The 20315-nt window shown below is 57.0% G+C and carries 14 protein-coding genes; 6 read left to right on the top strand and 8 right to left on the bottom strand.

The genetic code is table 11. From position 1 onward, the window contains the following. Positions 1-53: 53 nt before the first annotated feature. The 7 genes from ACH3PB_RS12665 to ACH3PB_RS12635 are packed head-to-tail and all read right to left on the bottom strand — an operon-like array spanning position 54 to position 10578. Positions 54-1916: a long-chain-acyl-CoA synthetase gene (locus ACH3PB_RS12665; RefSeq protein WP_416395366.1), complete on the bottom strand. Its 1863-nt coding sequence runs from the start codon at positions 1914-1916 to the stop codon at positions 54-56. Beyond that, the gene (locus ACH3PB_RS12660) at positions 1909-4029 is read right to left on the bottom strand and encodes an acetyl/propionyl/methylcrotonyl-CoA carboxylase subunit alpha (protein ID WP_416395364.1); all 2121 of its coding nucleotides are present in this window, start codon (positions 4027-4029) and stop codon (positions 1909-1911) included. Before ACH3PB_RS12660 ends, ACH3PB_RS12665 begins: the two co-directional genes overlap by 8 nt. Continuing rightward, positions 4026-4925, bottom strand: coding sequence for an enoyl-CoA hydratase/isomerase family protein (locus tag ACH3PB_RS12655; protein ID WP_416395362.1), 900 nt, complete (start codon positions 4923-4925; stop codon positions 4026-4028). The genes ACH3PB_RS12660 and ACH3PB_RS12655 overlap by 4 nt, the downstream gene beginning before the upstream one ends. Further along, positions 4922-6142: a citronellyl-CoA dehydrogenase gene (gene atuD, locus ACH3PB_RS12650; RefSeq protein WP_416395360.1), complete on the bottom strand. Its 1221-nt coding sequence runs from the start codon at positions 6140-6142 to the stop codon at positions 4922-4924. The genes ACH3PB_RS12655 and atuD overlap by 4 nt, the downstream gene beginning before the upstream one ends. Positions 6143-6174: 32 nt before the next feature. Further along, positions 6175-7788, bottom strand: coding sequence for an acyl-CoA carboxylase subunit beta (locus ACH3PB_RS12645; RefSeq protein WP_416395358.1), 1614 nt, complete (start codon positions 7786-7788; stop codon positions 6175-6177). A gap of 3 nt (positions 7789-7791) precedes the next feature. Beyond that, positions 7792-8658: an SDR family oxidoreductase gene (locus tag ACH3PB_RS12640; RefSeq protein WP_416395357.1), complete on the bottom strand. Its 867-nt coding sequence runs from the start codon at positions 8656-8658 to the stop codon at positions 7792-7794. 9 nt (positions 8659-8667) lie between these two features. Next, on the bottom strand, positions 8668-10578 hold the full coding sequence (locus ACH3PB_RS12635; RefSeq protein WP_416395355.1) for an acyclic terpene utilization AtuA family protein: 1911 nt from the start codon (positions 10576-10578) through the stop codon (positions 8668-8670). A gap of 122 nt (positions 10579-10700) precedes the next feature. Here ACH3PB_RS12635 and ACH3PB_RS12630 point away from each other — a divergent pair, with 122 nt between their 5' ends. The 5 genes from ACH3PB_RS12630 (at position 10701) to ACH3PB_RS12610 (ending at position 15497) form a co-directional block, all read left to right on the top strand. Continuing rightward, positions 10701-11288 carry a TetR/AcrR family transcriptional regulator gene (locus ACH3PB_RS12630; protein ID WP_416395353.1) on the top strand — a complete coding sequence of 196 codons (588 nt, stop codon included), beginning with the start codon at positions 10701-10703 and terminating at the stop codon, positions 11286-11288. A gap of 86 nt (positions 11289-11374) precedes the next feature. Continuing rightward, entirely contained in the window at positions 11375-12340 is a 966-nt protein-coding gene (locus tag ACH3PB_RS12625) for an SGNH/GDSL hydrolase family protein (RefSeq protein ID WP_416395351.1), read from the top strand. Between the two features lie 189 nt (positions 12341-12529). After that, on the top strand, positions 12530-13099 hold the full coding sequence (gene ahpC, locus ACH3PB_RS12620) for an alkyl hydroperoxide reductase subunit C (protein WP_416395349.1): 570 nt from the start codon (positions 12530-12532) through the stop codon (positions 13097-13099). A gap of 44 nt (positions 13100-13143) precedes the next feature. Continuing rightward, positions 13144-14778 carry an alkyl hydroperoxide reductase subunit F gene (gene ahpF, locus ACH3PB_RS12615; protein WP_416395347.1) on the top strand — a complete coding sequence of 545 codons (1635 nt, stop codon included), beginning with the start codon at positions 13144-13146 and terminating at the stop codon, positions 14776-14778. Between the two features lie 86 nt (positions 14779-14864). After that, positions 14865-15497, top strand: coding sequence for an MBL fold metallo-hydrolase (locus tag ACH3PB_RS12610; protein ID WP_416395345.1), 633 nt, complete (start codon positions 14865-14867; stop codon positions 15495-15497). Between the two features lie 10 nt (positions 15498-15507). On the opposite strand, the gene ACH3PB_RS12605 is transcribed toward ACH3PB_RS12610, so the two are convergent. Then, complete coding sequence (locus tag ACH3PB_RS12605) at positions 15508-17214, bottom strand: amidase (RefSeq protein ID WP_416395343.1); 1707 nt, start codon at positions 17212-17214, stop codon at positions 15508-15510. Between the two features lie 250 nt (positions 17215-17464). Here ACH3PB_RS12605 and ACH3PB_RS12600 point away from each other — a divergent pair, with 250 nt between their 5' ends. Further along, a complete protein-coding gene (locus ACH3PB_RS12600) occupies positions 17465-20308 on the top strand; it encodes a S8 family serine peptidase (protein ID WP_416395341.1) in 2844 nt (947 codons plus the stop codon). Positions 20309-20315 lie beyond the last annotated feature (7 nt).

Genomic DNA, 20315 nt, shown 5'->3' with positions numbered 1-20315 from the left:
GCAGGATGCCAGATGGCTCAATCCAGAGCTACGTAGCAGACTGGTCTCCCGCTTCAGAAGCGGAGTGTAGCGCTATCGATCTGTTTGGCCAAGGCGAGTGTGAGACGTACGTAGGTGCTCTTGTCGGGGTGGAGAACATACAGTGCATCTCCGGAGCGGGGCGTGTACCCGAGCTTCTTGAGGTCCACTTTTTTGTACTTGAACGTAGCGGTTTTCTCTATTTCAGGCGTAACGCGCAGAAAGACGGGAAGTGCATATCGAGGCAGACGCTCCTCCAGATAAACCAGCAGGGCGTTGGTATCGAGTCCAGCCGCATCATCTGACAATGTCACGGTGGCCATACCCACCCGACCGCTGGCCTCTGGTAGTTCGATGCCATACACGATGACCTCGCCGATGTTCGGAAAATCGTCAAGGACATTCTCGACCTCTGTCGTCGAAACGTTCTCGCCTTTCCAGCGAAATGTATCGCCCATCCGGTCGACGAACTGCAGGTGCCGCCAGCCTATGTTTCGCAAGACGTCCCCAGTATTGAACCAGGCATCGCCCTTGCGAAACGCGTCACGCACGATGGCCTGCTCAGTAGCCTCTGACTGGCTGTAGCCTTCGAACTTCCACCGGTCGGTTATTTCACCCAATAGCAGGCCAGGTTCGCCCTGGGCAACTTTGGTCAGAAGCCCCCGCTTGTTTCTGACGGGCTCACGGGTCCCTTCCTTATACTGAACAAGTGCAAAGGGTGCTGTCGAAAAGCCTACTGTGTTGTCAAGATTCAGGAAGTTGCTGAAACCGATGTTGCCTTCGCTGGCCGCGTAGAGCTCTGATACCTGCTTGATACCAAAGCGTCTTTTGAATGGCACCCATATGCTGGGGCGAAGGCCGTTGCCTATCATCCTTGTCAGTCGATGCTGCCTGTCCCGGGGACTTGGGGGCTGCGCGAGAAGATAGCGGCACAGCTCGCCCACGTAGCCAAAGACCGTGGCATCGAAGCGACGGACATCATCCCAGAACTGGGTGGCCGAGAACTTGCGCCGAATAGCGATTGCACAGCTACCAGCCAACGCAGCACCCCAACAGACAAGCAGGCCTGTGCCGTGATAAAGCGGCAATGGGACGTACACGACATCATCAGGTTTGAGCGCAAGCGCCATGTGCCCAAAGCCACCATAGGCCTTGAACCATTTGAGGTGACTGCTCGGTGCTGCCTTGGGCAAGCCGGTCGTGCCGGAGGTGAACAGATAAACGGCAGTGTCTCCAGCTACCGGACGATTGAGAATCCTCGGCTCATCGGAACGATAGCTGTCTACAGCGGTAATAATGTTGACGAAACGCTCAGGGGTCTTGTGACGCCGTTTCCACTGCTTGAAGGCACTGTCGCTGAGGATATCGATATCAGGTACGAACAGCTTGAACTCAAAATCCAGGACGTCCGGTGAAGTCGCAGCCGCGATCGCGGAGTCCCACGCCTCCATCTGTTCTTCGCCCATAATGACGGCGCGTGGTCGCGTAAGGGTGAGAGAATGAACGAGACTTTCACCCCGTTGGGCTGTATTGATCATTGCGCAGGCCGCCCCAAGTTTGGCGGCGGCCATGATTACCGCGAGTACCTCAGGCCGGTTCTGCATATTAAGGGCAATGACGTCGCCCCGTTCGATACCCATGGCATGGAGATAGTTGGCAGTCTTGTTGACGAGTGTGTTGAGCTGCCTGTAGGTGATCGCGCGTGACTCGTACAGAATCGCCGTGACGTCGCCGTGTTTATCGGCGTTATCGATCAGAATGTCGCCCATTGTCAGATCGGCCTGCTCTCTGATAAGGGCGAAATAATAGACCCCCTTCAGAATGGATGGCAGTCGCCGGACCACTGCGGGCAAGGTTCTGACAATATCAGTCAGACCGATTCGCTCGCCTTCACTCATCGGACTGAATCTCGATTTCCGCAAGAAGCTGTCTGCCCTTCACCTGAGCGCCCGCGCTGACATGGACCGCCGCCAGACGGCCGCTAGCATTGGCGGTGAGCGGATGTTCGATCTTCATGGCTTCCAGCGTGAACAGCAGTTCGCCCTGTTTCACAATGTCTCCTTCGCTTGCGTGAGCGGCAATGACCAGTCCGTCCATTGAAGCATAAATCCGGCCATCACCAACACTGGCGGTCGCACTCTTTCGCTGGCGAGTGACATCGGTAAACGCGTGGTGCGAAGTGTGACTCACTTCTCTCACCTTGAGCCACACGCTGCGACCGCCTTCTGGTCCGGTCATTATGAAAGGGACACGAATCCGACGCCTGTCTATGACCACCATGATGGCATCAGCTTCTGTCGTCAGCACACGGAACTCATGCCGGCCATGTTCAGCCGTGACTTCGAAGATGGGCTCTGACTGCTGCTGCCTCGTCTGACCTGCGGCGGCTATCCGGCGGATTCTCACAGCTTGTGCGGATGTTTCACTGTCTTCGGCCTGCAGGATAATGTTTGACGCAACAGGAATGGCCAGTGCGCCGCTTGCCTTGAGGCCAGCCGCGCGAGGATCGGACTTGAGGTAGATTACGAGCGCTGCCAGCGCTAGCGCCAGTCCAGCTTCATCCTGCTCCACACCTAGTGCCTGACTCTGTTGTTGAAGGAAGGCGGTGGTGGTGCGGCCACTGATGAATTCACTGTTGCGGAGGATGCTACTGAGAAACGAAAGATTGCTGGTCAGACCAAACAGCGTCATGTTGTCCAGTCCCTTCAACAGATGACGGCGTGCCGTCTCGCGATCCGGTCCAAAGCCGATAACCTTGGCAAGCATGGGGTCATAATATGGGGATATTGTCTGACCGCTCAGAAAGCCATCGTCCACTCGCAGACCGCCGCTACGTGCAGCTACAGCAGTCGGTGCGCCGCTGAAGTCGGTGATAAGACCAAGCTCGTCAACGCTTTTACCCTGGTGCTGCCATAGCGCAATATGCCCGGTCTGGGGCAAAAAATCGCGTGAAGGATCTTCCGCGTAGACTCGAACTTCTATGGCGTGACCACGGAGCACAATATCGCTCTGCTGAAGTTTCAGCTGACGACCGGCCGCCACTTCGATCTGCATGGCGACCAGGTCCAGGCCTGTCACCATTTCCGTTACCGGATGCTCGACCTGCAAGCGGGTGTTCATTTCGAGGAAGTAGAAGCTTCCACTGCGGTCCAGCAGGAATTCCACAGTACCAGCGCCAAAGTAGCCACAGCTACTGGCGGCACGAACGGCTGCTTCGCCCATCTGCTGTCTCAACGCTTCGCTCACTACAGGAGAGGGCGCTTCTTCGACGACTTTCTGATGCCGTCGCTGTATTGAACAGTCACGCTCACCAAGATGGATGGTGTGGCCGTAGCGGTCTGCCATGACCTGAATTTCGATGTGACGTGGCTCGATGACTGCCTTTTCCAGAATGACCTCGTCGCTGCCGAAGGCGTTCAGTGCCTCGGAGCGAGCCGTCTTGAGCTGTGCCTCGAAGTCTGCTGCCTTTTGCACCAGCCGCATGCCGCGGCCGCCGCCGCCAGCGGAAGCCTTGATCATCAGCGGGTAACCGATCGCGTCTGCTGCAGACTTGAGTGTCTCGGTATCCTGTGCAGCATCTTCGTAGCCGGGTATGCAGGGTACACCGGCTTTCAGCATGGCGACCTTGGAAAGGCGTTTGCTGCCCATAAGCTCGATCGCGGCGGCAGGTGGTCCGATGAAGATGACGCCAGCGGCCTCACAGGCACTGGCGAAGGCTGTGTTTTCCGACAGAAAACCGTAGCCAGGGTGCACCGCGCCGGCGCCGGTGGCTTCGCAGGCCGCCACGATCTGCGCAATATCCAGATAGCTTTCGCTACTGGTGGAACCTTGCAGGGCATAGGCTTCATCCGCGAGACGCACGTGAGCGGCATCGGCATCAGGTTCGCTATAGACAGCGATAGCACGATAGCCCAGTCGTTGCGCCGTCCGAATGACGCGGCAGGCAATTTCGCCACGATTCGCGACCAGTATGCTATCGAACTGATGTACCTTCGCTTCGCTATCACTCATTGCTGGTCAGCCTCCCATCGTGGCTTGCGTTTCTGCATGAAGGCCATGGTCCCCTCTGCACCCTCGTCGCTCTGCACAGCCGCACTGAAGCTCAATGCAGCCGCATCGAGAATATCCTGCAATGGCTCGGACGAAGGCGGATCAACCCGGTGCAGCAGAGCTTTGGTTTCCCGGCTGGCTCGCGGCGCACAGCGTCGTATTTCCGCAATCACGGCGTCGACACGGTCTTCAAGCGCATCTGCGGATTCTACTGTTTCGTGTATCAGCCCGAGTCTCAGTGCTTCATCGGCGCCGAAGCGGCGACCCAGAAGTGCCAGCGAACGGGCTTGAGTGAGCCCAATTCGACGCACCACGAAAGGCGCAATTTGGGCAGGCAGAATGCCGAGGCTGGTTTCAGGTAGGCCAAAGCGGGTGTCGGGCGCGGCAATGGCATGATCGCTTACGCAGGCAAGACCGAACCCGCCGCCAAGCACTGCACCATCAAGCGCAACGACCACGGCGCAGGGTGCCTGGTCGATGGTCATGAGCATTGTGCCAAAGGCGCGATTCAGCGCAGCAAATGGGTCTGCTGCGATTTGCTGGGCGCTGGTCTGCTGCAGATTGTCAGCGGCTGTAGTTCGGCCTTTATCGGATGAGGCGCGCTGTCTTGCACCGGCCATGTCGCTGATATCCGCACCTGCACAGAAATGCTGCCCCTCACCGGAAATGACTACGACACGTACCATGTCAGCTGACAGATCAGTTGCGTTTCTTGAGGCAACAACCCCAAAGACTGCAATCAGCTCCTTGACCATTTGCAGGCTCATGGCGTTCCGTACCTGGGGACGTGAGAGCACGACCCGCAGGACACCAGCTGAAAAGTCCAGTTTCAGGGCCTCGGTTTTCGGGAAATTCATTTCAACGCCTCCTGTGAAGCGAGCTCTGCATTGGCGACTGCCGGTGCGGCGGCGACAGGCGATTTTTTCTTGCCGGGGAGTGTGCCCATCAGTTTGCAGATGATGCCAAGCATGATTTCGTCAGCACCACCGCCAATAGACACCAGCCGGACATCACGGAAGGCCCTCGAGACCTGGTTGTCCCACATGAAACCCATGCCACCCCAATACTGCAGACAGCTGTCCGTCACTTCGCGGCCGAGTCGGCCAGCCTTGAGTTTGGCCATAGAGGCCAGATTGGTCACGTCTTTACCAGCGACATAAAGTTCACAAGCTTGATAGGTGAGAGCCCGCAGACATTCAATTTCAGTCTGCAGCTCGGCGAGTCGGAAATGAACGACCTGGTTGTCGATCAGTGGCTGGCCGAAAGTCTTGCGCTCGCGACAGTAATTGATTGTCTCGTTCACGCAGTTTTCCAGCGCCTTGATAGTGTTGGCAGCCCCCCAGAGCCGCTCTTCCTGAAACTGCAGCATCTGCAGCATGAACCCCGTACCCTCGGCGCCAACGCGATATCGCTGCGGCACACGCACGTCATCGAAGAAGACCTGCGCCGTTTCAGAGGAACGCATGCCTAGTTTGTCGAGGTGCTTGGAGAGGGTGATTCCTGGGGAATTCATCGGCACGACAATCAGTGTCTTGTTCTTGTGAGGCTTATCATCGCTGGTATTTGCCAGCAGACATATGAAATCGGCCTGCGGCGAGTTGGTGATCCACATCTTGTGGCCATTGATGATGTAATCGTCGCCATCCTTGCGTGCCGTGGTCTTCAGTCCGGCAACGTCTGAACCGGCGCCGGTTTCACTGACGCCGATGCAGCCGATGGCTTCGCCGGTAATGGACGGCGCCAGGAACTCGCGCTTGAGCTCATCAGAACCAAAACGGGCAATGGCCGGGGTGCACATGTCGGTCTGGACCCCGATAGCAAGCGGGATGCCACCGGCCCATGCCGTACCGAGCTCTTCGGCAGCCACGAGATTGTACGAGTAGTCGAGGCCAAGACCACCATACTTCTCAGGCTTATGGATGCCTAGAAGACCAAGTGCGCCCATTTTCCGGAAGATATCGCGCATCGGAAAACGGCCATCTGCTTCCCACTGCGCAACGTTGGGGTTTATCTCCTGCTCGACGAACTGGCGCACAGTCCGACGGATTTCATTATGTTCCTGGGTGAACAGCATTCGGCTACTCCCGTAGATGGTCTTGTTATGAATTAGAAACGGGCGACGCCGAAGGTGCTGGGTCGCAGTGTTCGTGCCTCGGCTTCGTTACACACCAGCAGGCAGTGGGCGAGTACAGATCGGGTTTCGCGCGGGTCAATGAGGCCATCGTCCCAAAGTCTTGCGGTGCCATAAAGGGAGGTGCTGCCCTTGTTAAGTTTTTCTGCAGTCGCAGCCTCCAGCGCGTCGAGCATCTTCGGATCTGGCTCCATGCCCAGCTTGCGCTGTTTTTCTTCTGCCACGATGCGCAGCACCTTGCCCGCCTGTGCGCCACCCATGACTGCCGTTCGGCTGTTGGGCCAGGCGAAGATAAATCTCGGGTCGAGACCACGCCCGCACATGGCATAGTTGCCGGCGCCGTATGAGCCGCCGACCACGACGGTCAGCCTGGGCACAGTGGCGTTGGCCACAGCCTGCAGCATTTTCGAGCCATGTTTGATAATGCCATTCTGCTCGCTATCGGTGCCGACCATGAATCCGGTCGTGTTATGGAAGAAGATGATGGCGGTATTGCTTTGCTCGCAGAGTTGAATGAACTGCGCCGCTTTGGTCGCCCCGGCCGGGGTGATCGGGCCGTTGTTACCGATGATGCCGCAGCTGAAGCCATCGATGCGGATAAAACCGCAGACGGTCTGTGCATCGTAAGCCGCCTTGAAGTCCTGATAGCGCCCCCCATCGGCCAATCTGATGACGATTTCACGAACATCGTAAGGCGTCTTGGTATCGGCGGGTACGAGACCGAGCAGCTCATTCTGGTCGTATGCGGCTGGCCGTGATTCTGCACGATTGAGCGGCAGTGTGCGTTGCCATGGCAGCATCGCTACCAGCTCCCGCACGGTTTCGATGGCATCGCCGTCGTTGTCAGCGATATATTCAGCGGTACCGGCTTCGGTGGCGTGCATCTCGGCACCGCCGAGCTCTTCGTCGCTGGCGACTTCGCCGGTGGCGGCCTTGAGCAGGGGAGGGCCCGCGAGAAACAGTTTGGACTGACCTTTCACCACCACGACGTAATCAGACAGGCCGGGTTGATAGGCGCCGCCCGCTGTGGCGTTGCCATGCACAACAGTAATCTGTGGGATGCCAAGCGCCGAAAGCCGCGCCTGATTGGCAAAGCCTCGCGCACCTTCAACGAAGACATCAGTGGCGTAATTGAGATTGGCACCGCCGCTTTCAGCGAGCGTGATGATGGGCAACTTGTTTTCCCGGGCGATCGTCTGCAGTCTAAGTGACTTTTGCAGACCCGCTGGACTGATGGTCCCACCCTTGATCGCTGCGTTACTGGCGACCACCAGGCAGCGCATGCCGGAAACCACGCCAATGCCGCCGATGATGCCACCGCCTGCCAGGCTACCGTCCTTATCGTCATGCATTTTGTAGCCGGCAAGGCTGCAGAGTTCGAGGAACTCGCTGTCGCGATCTATAAGCCGGCGAATCCGATCCCATGGCAGGAGCTTTCCGCGTTTCTCGAATTTCTCTCGCGCCGCTTCAGCACTATCGAAGACCTTGCGTCCTATCGCGCGGAACTCCTCCACCTGCGCACGCATGGCCGCAGTATTTCGCTCAAAGGCTTCACTGCGGGTATTGAGGGTGCTTTCGAATCCATACATGGCTCAGTCCTTCTGCAGCACTTTCGGTGTCACACTGCGGTGGAAGCCATTGAACTCCGGCTTGTTGCGGGCTTTGGCCAAGGGCCAGACTCGATTGCCGAGCGATGCCGCCCCGTCCACACGTATTGTGGCGCCGTTGATAAAGCATGCCCCTTCGCTCAGGAGGAAGCAGATCGCTGCGCTGACCTCGGCTTCAGTGCCAAGGCGCTTCTGGGGCACGCTTTCAGCGAGTTGAGAAATCAATGGCTTCATGCTGATGTCATAGTTATCGAGGCCGCTGGAGGCGATCCAGCCCGGTGCGATCGCATTGACGCGAGTGCCACTGGACGCCCACTCGACGGCAGCAGTTTTCGTCAGGTTTTCCATGCCCGCCCTTGCCGCACCCGAGTGCCCCATGCCCGGCATGCCGCCCCACATGTCGGCAATAATGTTCACGATGGCCCCGCCATGCTTGCTCATTGACTGCTTGTAGACCTCGCGTGCCATCATGAAGCCGCCGGTCAGATTAGTCCTGACGACAGTTTCGAAGCCTTTCTGTGAGATCGAGCTGAGTGGCCCTGGAAACTGGCCACCAGCGTTGTTGACCAGGCCATGAATCTGGCCATGCGCATCCACGATCGAGCGCACCGTTTCGACGACGCTGGCCTCTTCACGGATATCGCACGCTCTAGTATCAACCTTGCCGCCGTCGTCGATGATTTCAGCCTGCGTCGAGTCGAGCTTTTCCTGCTTGCGCCCAATCAGCACGACACGGGCGCCAAGGGCAGCAAGCTCGTGGGCATTACAGCGGCCTATGCCACTGCCGCCGCCAGTAACGATGATGGTCTGGCCTTCGAATAGCTGGTCTTTGAAAACGGAGGAATAAGGCATTTCGGATTCTCAGGCGCGGGTTGTTGGTGAGCTTGCTGCGAGCTGGGCTGCGATTTCGGCAGTCACCGGAATCGGGAAGTCGAGCAGTTGCTGACCGAATGCCTTGCCCTGGGGGTCAATTCGCAGACTGGCGACGCCCCCGCCACCTAATGCCTGCTCTAGTACAAAGTTGAGCGCGTTGATGCCAGGCAGGTCGTACCGGTGCACCAGTGAGCGTTTGTCCGCTGCCGAGCCTGCAAGGGTATGGCCCATATATTCTGCGACTGCATCAGCCGTCAGCGCTGCACGTATGACAGGCAGCCATTCCGCTCTGCGGGCGATCACACCAATATTCGATACATCGCCCTTATCGCCTGAGCGAGCCCAGGCCAGCTTGATGAGCGGCACTAGCTCGCTGGTAGCTGTTGGGGCAGTGTCCGGAGTCGAGCTGTCCACAGCCTGTTTGGCTGCTGCAGGCGCTTCCACGGCGGGCAGTTCTACCGATATTGTCTCGTCGCCATCTTTGCCGAGTACGGTCACTGAAAGATCGCACGCAGCTTTGGGAACCAGGCACGAGAAAAGGCGAATTTTCGGCCAGACGTCGGGGCGACCGCCGACAAGGCCGGTCATACCCGGCGCCATGCCAGTACTGGCCTGCGCGATTTCCCGCGAAAACAGTACGAGCGCTTCCTTCTTCGGGTGAGCGCAACCAATCTTCACCACCACCTCGCGGCTGTCCACCAGCTTCTGCTGTGCATTCGGACCGTAGGTCTGTTCGATGCCCAGTACCTCGATAGTGGTCTCGGTGTAATCAGGCCAACCCTTTTCCGCGAACAGTCTGCTGGTTTTCTTCAATATGGCTTCAGCCACCGACCGCGCCTTGGCCGGCGCTTCGATACCAGCGAGCATAAAACTCACGGCACACTTGAAGCCATCAGGCCAGGTGCCGGACACCTTGTAGTCAGGTCCAGGCGGTAAGCCTCGCGCGCCGGATACAGTCACACGCCTGCCGGCCTCGACCGTCTCGATATTGACTTGCCTGAAGTCACAGTTCACGTCCGGGAGTCGGTAGCTGGCCGGGTCGCCGATCTCGTAGACCAGCTGCTCTGCTACGGTAGCGAAGCTGACTGTGCCACCAGTGTTCTCTGGTTTGCTGACTGTAAAGCTGCCGTCGGCTCGGACGTCGATGATGGGGAAGCCCATATTGTCGTAGCCATCGCAGACGTCCTTCCAGTCGGTGAAGTTGCCGCCGGTGCACTGTGCGCCGCACTCGATGATATGGCCGGCAAGACTGGCCTGTGCCAGTCGGCCATAGTCCTGCCAACTCCAGCCGAATTCATGCATCAGCGGCGCCACGACGACGGCGCTGTCCACGACACGCCCAGTAATCACCACATCAGCGCCTGTTGCCAGCGCTGCTGTGATCGCAGGGGCGCCAAGATAGGCGTTCATGCTCACCATCATCTCAGGCAGCGCTTGATTGGTGAACATCTCCCGGACGCCCTGACGGACAAAGTCAGCTTTCTTCGGTAGCACGTCGTCGCCATTCACCACCGCGATCTTCAACTCGATGTTCTGTTCATTTGCGAGCGCCTGGATGGCTTCGGCGCAAGCCTGAGGATTCACGCCCCCGGCGTTACTGATGACCTTGATGCCTTGACGCTTGAGCTCGGGGAGCAGCGGGCCCATCACCTGCCTGACGAAATCGCTGGCGTAACCAGCCTTGGGATCCTTCATCTTCTGCGCAGCCATGATGGACATGGTGATTTCTGCCAGATAATCGAACACGAGATAGTCCAGCCGACCTTTTCCCACCAGTTGCTGCGCGGCAGTATTGGTATCGCCCCAGAAGCCAGAGGCGCAACCGATGCGGACAACCCGCTCCGAGGCTGGACTGGAGGAGGTGTCTTGAGCTGTTGTGGATGGGCGTCCCGGGTTCATTGCGTGCTCCTTTTGCAAGCGCTGGCGATCGTTGCAAAACACTACCAAGCAAGCGCTTGGTTTGTAAAGCTGTAAAATTCGGATATGATCGCTTTAGTCGATCAAATACGGGACCCTCAAGCATGAAAGAATCGGACCGCCTTGCGGTAGAAGGCGAGTCGCCGCGTGGCAGGCTCCTGAGGGAGGCTGCGCATCTGTTCCGCGAAAAAGGCTTTGAACGCACTACAGTGCGCGATATTGCTGCGGCTGTAGGGATCCAGAGTGGCAGCATCTTTCATCATTTTCGGTCAAAGGAGGACATCCTTTACTACATCATGACCGACACGATCGAAGAGATCACCGCGCGAATGGAAGCCGAACTGGCACGGTCGTCCGATCCGGTGGAGCGGCTGCGCTCGCTGATATTCTGTGAACTGCAGGCTGTGAATGGCCAGACCAGCGAAGCCATGGCGGTTCTGGTGTACGAGTGGCGCAGTCTGGCCAAGGAGCGGCAGGAACAGGTTCTCAAACTGAGAGATTATTATGAGCATCTGTGGCTGAGTGTATTGCAAGAATGTGCAGCGGCTGGTCAAATAGCTGCGGACCCCGGCATTTTAAGACGTTTTCTCGCCGGGGCGCTCAGCTGGACGGTAACCTGGTATCGCACGGACGGAAGCGCATCATTGGAAGATCTTGCTTCGCAGGCACTTACGCTGGCGGTGAAGCAATAGCACAGGGCCATTGCCCCTTTTGATGGCAGCCTTCGGGACTGCATGACTAATAACAATATTTATAAGAATCAGGACGCTCACCTCATATGCCGAACTCATCTCTGAACAGCTCATCCCGCTCTCTCGCCACTCGCAAGAGCGCATCCTATCGTTGCCTGACTGTTGTCTTCGCAATGCTCGGCGGTCTGGCTTTTGCCAATATGGCCCGCGCAGAGGCTATCTATGTCTTTGGTGACAGCCTGTCTGATACTGGCAACCTCGCTTCGGTCACCAGTGACTTTCCAAACCCGCCGTTCTCCGGTAATCGCGTTACAGATGGTGATACCGCGGTAGAAGTGCTTGCTGACCTTCGTGGCGTAGCACTTGAAGCCTCGCTGCATCTCGTGGGTCCGGCTCAAGGCACCAACTACGCCGTGGCTGGTGCCAAAGCTGGTACCGATGAGCCAATCGATCTTAACACTCAGGTCGACGCTTTCCTGCTCAATACACAGGGCCAGGCCCCTGCTGATGCACTGTACGTTGTTTTCATCGGTGGTAACGACGTCCGTGCAGCACGCGATGAGCCAAATCATCGCGCTTCGAGTGAGTTGCTCAAGGCCGCGCTCGATGGGGTAAAGACCAACGTCGAGAAGCTGATCGCTGCCGGCGCTGAACAGGTCGTTGTGGTGAACGTGCCAGATATCGGCGCTATTCCTGAAACAAGTCAGCTTGCGGCGACCACGAGCAACTGGTTCCTTCCCACTTCAGCAACTGTCAAGACAGCGGCTTACAACCTGGGCCTTAAACAGCGGGTGAAGTCACTTGAGAAAGCCAGCGGCAAGGACATCGTCCTGATCGACCTGTTTTCAGCCTTCCGCAGCATCGACAAGGATGCCGAGGCGTATGGCATCAGCAATACCACTGAGCCTTGTTTCAGCCAGGCGACCCGCAGCTATACCGAAGGCTGTGCGTTTGGCCAGAATATCAGCAGCTACGCCTATTTCGACGAAGTTCATCCAACCGCGAAACTTCACGAGCGTGGCGGTCGGCTGCTGTTCGCCTACGCGCCCTGAGCCGGATTTCATTCCTGCTTGATCCCCGCTTGATCCCCGCTTGAACCCTCAATAGCCGTCTGCCTTTTCCGGAGGCGGCTTGATAGATTGTGCCTATCGCTCCTAAAAAGATTATCAATTTTTGATATCAGTCCTGTCGCTGTAGTATTGTTTCCACGGTTTACCCAACTGACCTAATGGAGACAAAGAATGTCAGCAACCTTGATCAATACCGAAATCAAACCTTTCAAAGCAGAGGCCTTCCACAACGGCGAATTCATCACCGTCACCAACGAAGACCTCAAGGGCAAGTGGGCAATCGTCTTCTTCTACCCAGCTGATTTTACCTTCGTGTGTCCAACCGAACTTGGTGATCTGGCGGATTACTACAGCCAGCTGAAGGACATGGGCGTGGAAGTGTACTCAGTGTCGACTGACACTCATTTCACGCACAAGGCATGGCACGACACATCTGACACCATCGGCAAGATCCAGTTCCCGATGATCGGCGACCCAACCGGTGCCATCACCCGCAACTTCGGCGTCATGATCGAAGAAGCTGGTCTGGCAGAGCGCGGCACTTTCGTCATCGATCCAGAAGGCAAGATCCAGATCATCGAGATCAATGCTGGTGGTGTAGGTCGCGATGCTGGTGAGCTGGTTCGCAAGGTGAAGGCTGCGCAGTATGTTGCAGCGCATCCAGGCGAAGTTTGCCCAGCCAAGTGGAAGGAAGGCGAAGCCACACTTGCACCTTCACTCGACCTCGTCGGCAAGATCTAAACAGTCGTATTGATAGTCAGCCAATCTTAAGGAGAACTTCAGATATGTTGGACGCTAATCTCAAGCAACAGCTCAACGGTTATCTGCAGAAAATAGTCAAGCCAATAGAATTGACCGTGTCGGTTGATGACAGGCCGAAGTCGCAGGAGCTGCTGGATCTGGCACAAGAGATTGCAGCAATGTCTCCGAAGATTGCGCTGACCGTCAATCAGCCCGCTCAGGAGGGCCGCGTGCCCCTCCTGACAATTTCACCTGAAGGCGAAAAGGCCAGGGTGGAGTTTGCAGGTATTCCGATGGGTCATGAGTTTACTTCGCTGGTGCTGGCATTGCTCCAGGCGGGTGGTCATCCATCGAAAACCGAAAAAGCATTGCTCGATCAAATTGTCGAGCTTGATCCTTCAACGGAGCTCAAGTTCGAGACGTACATATCACTGTCATGTCACAACTGCCCGGATGTGGTTCAGGCGCTGAACCTCATGGCTGTGCTGAACCCCAGAATCAGCCATACCATGATCGACGGCGGTCTGTTCAAGAGTGAGGTCGAAGATCGCAACGTGCTGGCTGTACCGGCAGTGTTCGTGAACGGCGAGCTCTTCGGGCAGGGCAAAATGACGCTGGCCGAAATCCTGGACAAGGTGGACGACAAGTCGGCTGAGAAGAAGGCCGCTGCCCTGGCAGACAAGACGCCCTATGAAGTGCTGATCGTCGGCGGTGGTCCAGCTGGCGCTTCTGCGGCGATTTACGCAGCACGCAAGGGCATCCGTACGGGTATCGTAGCCGAGCGCTTCGGTGGCCAGGTCGCCGATACCATGGGCATCGAGAATTTCATTTCAGTGAAAGAGACCGAGGGTCCGAAGCTGGTCGCGAATCTCGAGCAGCATGTGCTGCAATATGATGTCGACCTGATGAATGGCCAGAAAGCGCGCAAGCTGCACGCAGCGAGCGTCTCTGCAGACGGTACCCCTGCCGATTATATCGAGGTGGAACTGGAGTCTGGCGCGCGCCTGAAGAGTCGCTCAGTCATTCTGTCCACTGGTGCCCGCTGGCGCGAGATGAACGTGCCAGGGGAGAAGGCGTATCGAGGCAAAGGTGTGGCCTACTGTCCACACTGTGACGGCCCATTATTCAAGGGCAAGCGTGTTGCGGTCATCGGTGGTGGCAACTCTGGCATCGAAGCGGCGATCGATCTCGCTGGCATCGTCGAGCATGTGACGGTACTCGAATTCGCCGATACGCTGCGAGCCGACGCGGTTCTTGTTCGCAAGGCGCGTTCGCTGAAAAACGTCACCATCATCATGGAAGCTATGTCGACCGAGGTGACTGGCGACGGCAAGCGCGTAAACGGCCTCAACTATGTGGATCGCGCCACCAATGAAACGCATCATATCGAGCTGGCGGGTATCTTCGTGCAGATTGGTCTGGTGCCAAACACTGAGTGGCTCAAAGGCGATATCGAGTTGAGCGAGCGCGGTGAAATCGTGGTGGATACCAAGGGCCAGACTTCACTGCCGGGTGTGTTCGCTGCCGGTGACGTCACCACGGTGCCTTACAAGCAGATCATCATTGCGATGGGTGCGGGGTCAGGCGCAGCGCTGGGTGCCTTCGATCACCTTATCCGGACGCCACTGCCCAGCAGTGTGAGCGAGCAGGAAGACACTGTCGAGGAAGAGGCAGCCTAAGGCGATCCAGGCTCACGATTGACTGACAAGCCCGCTTCGGCGGGCTACACTGCTTCATTCAGTCTTCATCAAGGTGCGCCTTTCGCATGCAGTTTCAGGTCATTCCCGTCACGGCTTTTGAACAGAATTGCTCCATCATCTGGTGTGAGCAGACTCGCAAAGCTGCGGTGGTGGATCCTGGTGGCGACCTCGACCGAATCCTGCACGCACTGGACTTCGAAGATTTAGAGCTCGAGAAGATCCTGGTGACCCATGCCCATATCGATCATGCCGGAGCGGTTTCGACACTGGCAGCCTTACGTAAGGTGCCCATTGAAGGGCCAGCGCTTGAAGACAAGTTCTGGATAGACCTGCTGCCGCAGCAGAGCCAGATGTTCGGCTTCCCGGAGGCGGAGACTTTCGAGCCAACGCGCTGGCTGGTCGATGGTGATGAAGTCACCGTCGGTAATGAGGTTCTTCAGGTCATCCACTGTCCCGGCCATACGCCCGGGCACGTGGTCTTCTATAACAAGAGTAGGGGCCTTGCCCTCGTGGGTGACGTTCTGTTTCACGGTTCTATCGGCCGAACCGACTTTCCAAAGGGCGATCACGCCACGCTTATTTCATCGATCCGCAACAAGCTTTGGCCACTCGGCGACGATATTGCATTCGTACCCGGTCATGGCCCCATGTCGACTTTCGGTGACGAAAAGGAAAATAACCCCTTCGTCAAAGTCTGATCCATTCCGGCTACGAAAAGTCGAGAAAGTTAGGCGGCCTGTGCGTAGCGTTGAAACGCAGAGCTGACTCCAGTGATCTTGCCGTACGCAGCAGAACGTGTTCCTGCCAGGGCCCCGCATGCAACTGCAGGCCAATGGGCAAGCCCTCTCCAGATAGCTTTACAGGCAGCGTAATCGCCGGCATGCCTATCAGATTATCGTTGATCGAGAAACGCATGATCTCGGTCATCAGGCCGAGGTCGAGCGCTACCTTACTGCCCTTAGGCCGTCTCGGTGGCAAGGCTCCTGTCGCCGGCGTCACCAGCATATCCACCTTGGCGTACAGGGCTTCATGCTGGGCAATGGCGCGCGTCCGCACACGCTGAGCCTTCACATAATCCGTGCTCCTGAACAGGCGGGCGAAAGCCAGCAGCATCCGGGTGTCATCGTTGAAGCGCTCGGGGGTCGCGCGGTAAGGCTGCTCTACTGACGACAGCATTTCCGTCATGATCGTAACCGCATGGGCAAGTCGCATGTCCTCCAGCCCTTCAATGATAACAGGCACGATTTCCGCGCCCAGACTCTCGAGCACTTTCACAGCCTCGCGACAGGCCGATACGATGGCCTGATCGGCATGCTCGAACCAGGGCTTGTAGATGCCGATCTTCAGACCTTTCAGGTCGGATTTGAAATAGTTCGACAGATGGGGAAATGGTTGATGACAGCTGGGGCCATGAAGTGGGTCAGGCCCGGCAATGGTTGCGTATGCGAGCGCGACATCATCGACGCTGGCACCTATCGGTCCCAGGTGATCCACAGTGTCACAAAGAGAAAGCGTGCCTGCGCTGCTGATGCGGCCCCAGGTAGGCTTCAGCCCGACCACACCGCAAAACGCGGCTGGGATTCGCACAGAACCGCCACCATCCGAGCCAATAGCGACGGGACATATGCCGCTAGCCACTGCAGCCGCGCTGCCACCCGACGAACCTCCGGCGAGATATTCAGTGTCCCAGGGGTTGAGACAGTGCCCGTAATGCGGGTTGGCACCGGTCACGCCTATGCCGATTTCGTGCATATTGGTCTTGCCCAGAATCATGGCGCCTGCGGCACGCAGCCTGGAGACTACGGAGGCGTCACTTTCGACACTATGATCCTGACCGAAGACTTCAGTGCCACCGGTGGTCGCGAAGGGCACAGCATTGATACTGTCCTTGATGGCAACCGGCACCCCTTCGAGCAAACCTCTCGGCTGCACCGACATGAAGCGCTTGGTACTGGCCTCCGCCTGGTGTCTCAGTGCATGGCTATCGGTAAATATGAAAGCCTTCGAGTCCTGCATGTGGGGCGATTCAAGTGCAGCCTGTAGCTGCAGCGAGACTGTGAGTGGCGATCTGAGCTCACTGCGGTAATCGCGAGCATAGGCTAGGGTGGCGCAGTTAAGCGACCCGCGCAGACTTGCGCTCTTCTGATTGAGGTTCTCCTCTTCTACCGACTCCATGAACATCTGCACGGAACGCTGTGCGCCAGTCGCGGTAACTGCAGAGGTGTTGGTGTGCAGGGCGGTAAAACTTGGGTGGATGTCATAGCGGTGCTGCCTGAACTCGTTCATCCCAAGCTGAGAATTGACGATTGGCTCAAGAATCTTCCTTGCCATATCGGTTTCGAGTACCGATACGGAAAGACCTAGTCCACGGCCGGTGAGACCCGGCATCTTGTAAGTTTTTAAATCGTAGCTCATTGCATGTACCGGTTTGGTCATGGGATGTATGTGTGAGTTGCTGTAAGTACCTGCACGTACACAAAGTCAAGTGTAGTTAACGCAATTGCTACATACGGTAGCAATTCAACGCCAAGTTGGAACTGAACTTCGGCCGGTGGCCTTCTAAGATCAGTAGACAAGAGATCTGATCAAAGATCCACCAGAAGACAAAGCCGATGATCATCACCGTGGCAGTACACAGCTTATGTTCGATTTTCAGAAAAATAGCATGCCGAAGGGCAGGGCAGAAGTAAAAGCCGCCAGTGCTGCTCAGGTCAGACCGAACCTTTTCGTCCCCACACTCCTTGGCTTGAGCATCGCGCTCGCCGGTTGTGGCGGTGGCGGCGGTGGCGGCGGCAGCGGAGCTACTGCAGTTGCGCCGATCGTGAACAAGACTTTTGCGGTGTCTGGTCGTATCCAGGTCGCTGCCAATGCCTATGTCGATCTTGATACAGCTGATACCGGCGGCGGTGTCTTCTCCCCGCGCAATAACCAGATCACCTCACCACAAGCCATCAACAATCCCGCCATCGTTGGCGGCTATGTGAGCTCGCGCGCTGGCACTTATGCCGGTTCGGGCAACAGCTTCAGTTATGTGGAAGATCCTACCGATTTCTATCGGGTCACACTGGTTGCTGGTCAGCAGGTTACCCTGAAGCCGCGGATAGCTGATGATTTCCTGGGCCCGGCCTCTGTAGCACAACGTTTGACCGTGAAAAAAATCGACGAGAACAATCCAGGTGCTACCCCGGTAGACATCAACGTGCCCGTCGTGTCCGACGATCCACAGACCGTCTCGATTACCCAATCCGGCGAATACCTCATTCAGATCGACGAAACCCAGGGGCCCTCGAATTACACTTTGATCGTTGGTGAATTCGGCGCCCTGTCGAGTCTTGATGACTCCGCTGCAGCTGCCTTGTCAGTGCCTGAAGGCGCTCGCTTTGTAAGCGGTGAAGCAATCGTGATCATGAAGGGTGCTGCTGGTAGCTATTCTACTGCGGCGTCCACTACTGACAACTCAGCATCGCTTGCAGAGCTCATGTCTTCCCAGAATATCGTCGAAGTTGAATCGTTGACCGAAGGGTCGAGCACCCACAAGATCAGGTTCGATATGTCAGGTGGCATGTCGATCGCCTCAGCGTCCTCCGCCGGAACAGCGGCGGATGCAGCTCGTGCAGAGACGCTGGCCAGGATCGCAGAGTTACGAAAGCAGCCGGGCGTACTGCTGGCCGAGCCAAACTACATTCGTCACGCCAGCTCAGCGCCGGTAGGCACCAATCCACTTCGTCGATTCCAGTGGCACAATGACACGATCAATCTTGCGCCGGCCTGGGAACTGACAAATGGGACTGACGCCGTTGTTGCGGTTCTCGATACCGGTATCTTCCGCAGTCATCCCGACTTGCAGGGCCAGACAACTCAAGGTTGCGATTTCGTGAGTAATCTCGACGCTTCGCTGGATGGCGACGGTGTTGATAACGATCCTCAGGATCCTGGCGACAGCCTGATTGGACAGAGCAGCTATCATGGTACCCACGTGGCCGGCACGGTAGTCGCTGCGGACAACTCAGTCGGCGGTATCGGCGTAGCTTTCGGTGCCAAAGTCATGCCCCTGCGAGTCCTTGGCAAGAACGGTGAGGGCAGTGATTTCGATATAGCGCGCGCCATTCGCTTTGCAGCAGGGATCGAGAACGTGCCTGAATGCGGCGGTTTTGCCACCAAAGTCGATGTCATCAATCTCAGCCTGGGTAGCGCCGGCAGTTCTGTGACCTTGGCCAATGCCGTCAAGGCTGCCAATGATGCTGGCGTAGTCGTGGTAGCCGCCGCTGGCAACGACAGCACCTCAGCACCCTTTTATCCAGCAGCCTATCCTGAGGTCATCTCAGTCGGTGCTGTTGGTCTTGACCGGGTCAAGGCGCCATACTCGAACTTCGGTTCTACAATCAGTCTTGTCGCGCCTGGTGGGAATATGCAGCAGGACCTGAATACCGACACCTACGGTGATGGCGTGCTGAGCACCTGGGTGAACGATGGTAGCGGCTCTCCAGTTGCGAGCTACGGCTTCATGCAGGGCACCTCTATGGCAGCTCCACATGTGGCTGGCGTGATTGCGCTGCTGCAGTCCTATCGCAAGACCGTCGATTTTGCGGCGAATCTTACTCCTGAGGCAGTCCGCGGTTATATCGCCAATGGCGACTTTACCCGTGATCTTGGCGATCCCCAGCGTGATGATGTGTATGGTCACGGCATCATCGATGCCACCAAGGCGCTGACCATCGTTGCTGGAGCAGGACCCAATCCGGTGCCCACCCCTGTCATCAATGCCAACCTGACCAATATTCAGTTTACCGTTTCTGGTGCTGTCGATCTCAATTTGACGATCCCTGATTCCGGTATCGTGATTACCAATGTCGAGACTACGACCGTCGACAACCAGACCTGGTTGAGAATAGATGATCTTGCCGATGGCAACGATTCGACCTACCGCGTCATTGCCGATGCCACAGGCCTGGCAGAAGGTGTCTCCTATCCTGGTGCCATCAAGGTGTCGTATACGTCTGCGGTCGATGGTGGTACGCCAAAGGCCCGCACGCTGATGATTCCTGTGGCTTTTGATATACCCAACAGCAATATCGCCTCTGATGCAGGCACTCATTATGTCCTTCTGGTGGAAGTCGATACTGGTCAGAATTATCAGTTCGTCGCGACCGTCAGCAATGGCTTCTATGACTTCGCCTTCAACGGTATTCCAGCCGGCAATTACCAGGTCTACGCTGGTTCGGATATCGATAACGACGGGTTTATCTGTGACACCGGTGAAGCCTGTGCCGCCTTCCCGCTGAGAAATCTGCCCGACATCATCCGGCTCGACGGCAATCGCAATGACATCGACTTTGGGACTGGCTTCGAGGACGACATTGCTGCAGAAGGTTCATCGTCAGACGCCCTGTTATCGAGTATCCTCACTGGAAAGGGCATCAAGCGCCTGCCGGGAACGCCCCGCAGCCAGAATCAGAACGTTCTGGCCGTTGACAAGCAGATCTTCGGAGGTGCGGTGCCTACCCATTAATCTTATT

The sequence above is a fragment of the Allohahella sp. A8 genome (assembly GCF_047946665.1).
In the GTDB taxonomy this organism is placed as follows: Bacteria; Pseudomonadota; Gammaproteobacteria; order Pseudomonadales; family Oleiphilaceae; genus Allohahella.
This window is presented reverse-complemented; position numbering and strand designations above follow the sequence as displayed.

What these genes read in the sequence shown, in the direction of transcription:
- ahpC (WP_416395349.1), top strand. Translation starts at nt 12,530, where the DNA reads ATGTCAGCAACCTTGATCAATACCGAAATCAAACCTTTCAAAGCAGAG.
- atuD (WP_416395360.1), bottom strand. Translation starts at nt 6,142, where the DNA reads ATGCTGTTCACCCAGGAACATAATGAAATCCGTCGGACTGTGCGCCAG.
- ACH3PB_RS12635 (WP_416395355.1), bottom strand. Translation starts at nt 10,578, where the DNA reads ATGAACCCGGGACGCCCATCCACAACAGCTCAAGACACCTCCTCCAGT.
- ACH3PB_RS12665 (WP_416395366.1), bottom strand. Translation starts at nt 1,916, where the DNA reads ATGAGTGAAGGCGAGCGAATCGGTCTGACTGATATTGTCAGAACCTTG.
- ACH3PB_RS12625 (WP_416395351.1), top strand. Translation starts at nt 11,375, where the DNA reads ATGCCGAACTCATCTCTGAACAGCTCATCCCGCTCTCTCGCCACTCGC.
- ACH3PB_RS12605 (WP_416395343.1), bottom strand. Translation starts at nt 17,214, where the DNA reads ATGAGCTACGATTTAAAAACTTACAAGATGCCGGGTCTCACCGGCCGT.
- ACH3PB_RS12630 (WP_416395353.1), top strand. Translation starts at nt 10,701, where the DNA reads ATGAAAGAATCGGACCGCCTTGCGGTAGAAGGCGAGTCGCCGCGTGGC.
- ahpF (WP_416395347.1), top strand. Translation starts at nt 13,144, where the DNA reads ATGTTGGACGCTAATCTCAAGCAACAGCTCAACGGTTATCTGCAGAAA.
- ACH3PB_RS12600 (WP_416395341.1), top strand. Translation starts at nt 17,465, where the DNA reads ATGCCGAAGGGCAGGGCAGAAGTAAAAGCCGCCAGTGCTGCTCAGGTC.
- ACH3PB_RS12640 (WP_416395357.1), bottom strand. Translation starts at nt 8,658, where the DNA reads ATGCCTTATTCCTCCGTTTTCAAAGACCAGCTATTCGAAGGCCAGACC.
- ACH3PB_RS12645 (WP_416395358.1), bottom strand. Translation starts at nt 7,788, where the DNA reads ATGTATGGATTCGAAAGCACCCTCAATACCCGCAGTGAAGCCTTTGAG.
- ACH3PB_RS12610 (WP_416395345.1), top strand. Translation starts at nt 14,865, where the DNA reads ATGCAGTTTCAGGTCATTCCCGTCACGGCTTTTGAACAGAATTGCTCC.
- ACH3PB_RS12660 (WP_416395364.1), bottom strand. Translation starts at nt 4,029, where the DNA reads ATGAGTGATAGCGAAGCGAAGGTACATCAGTTCGATAGCATACTGGTC.
- ACH3PB_RS12655 (WP_416395362.1), bottom strand. Translation starts at nt 4,925, where the DNA reads ATGAATTTCCCGAAAACCGAGGCCCTGAAACTGGACTTTTCAGCTGGT.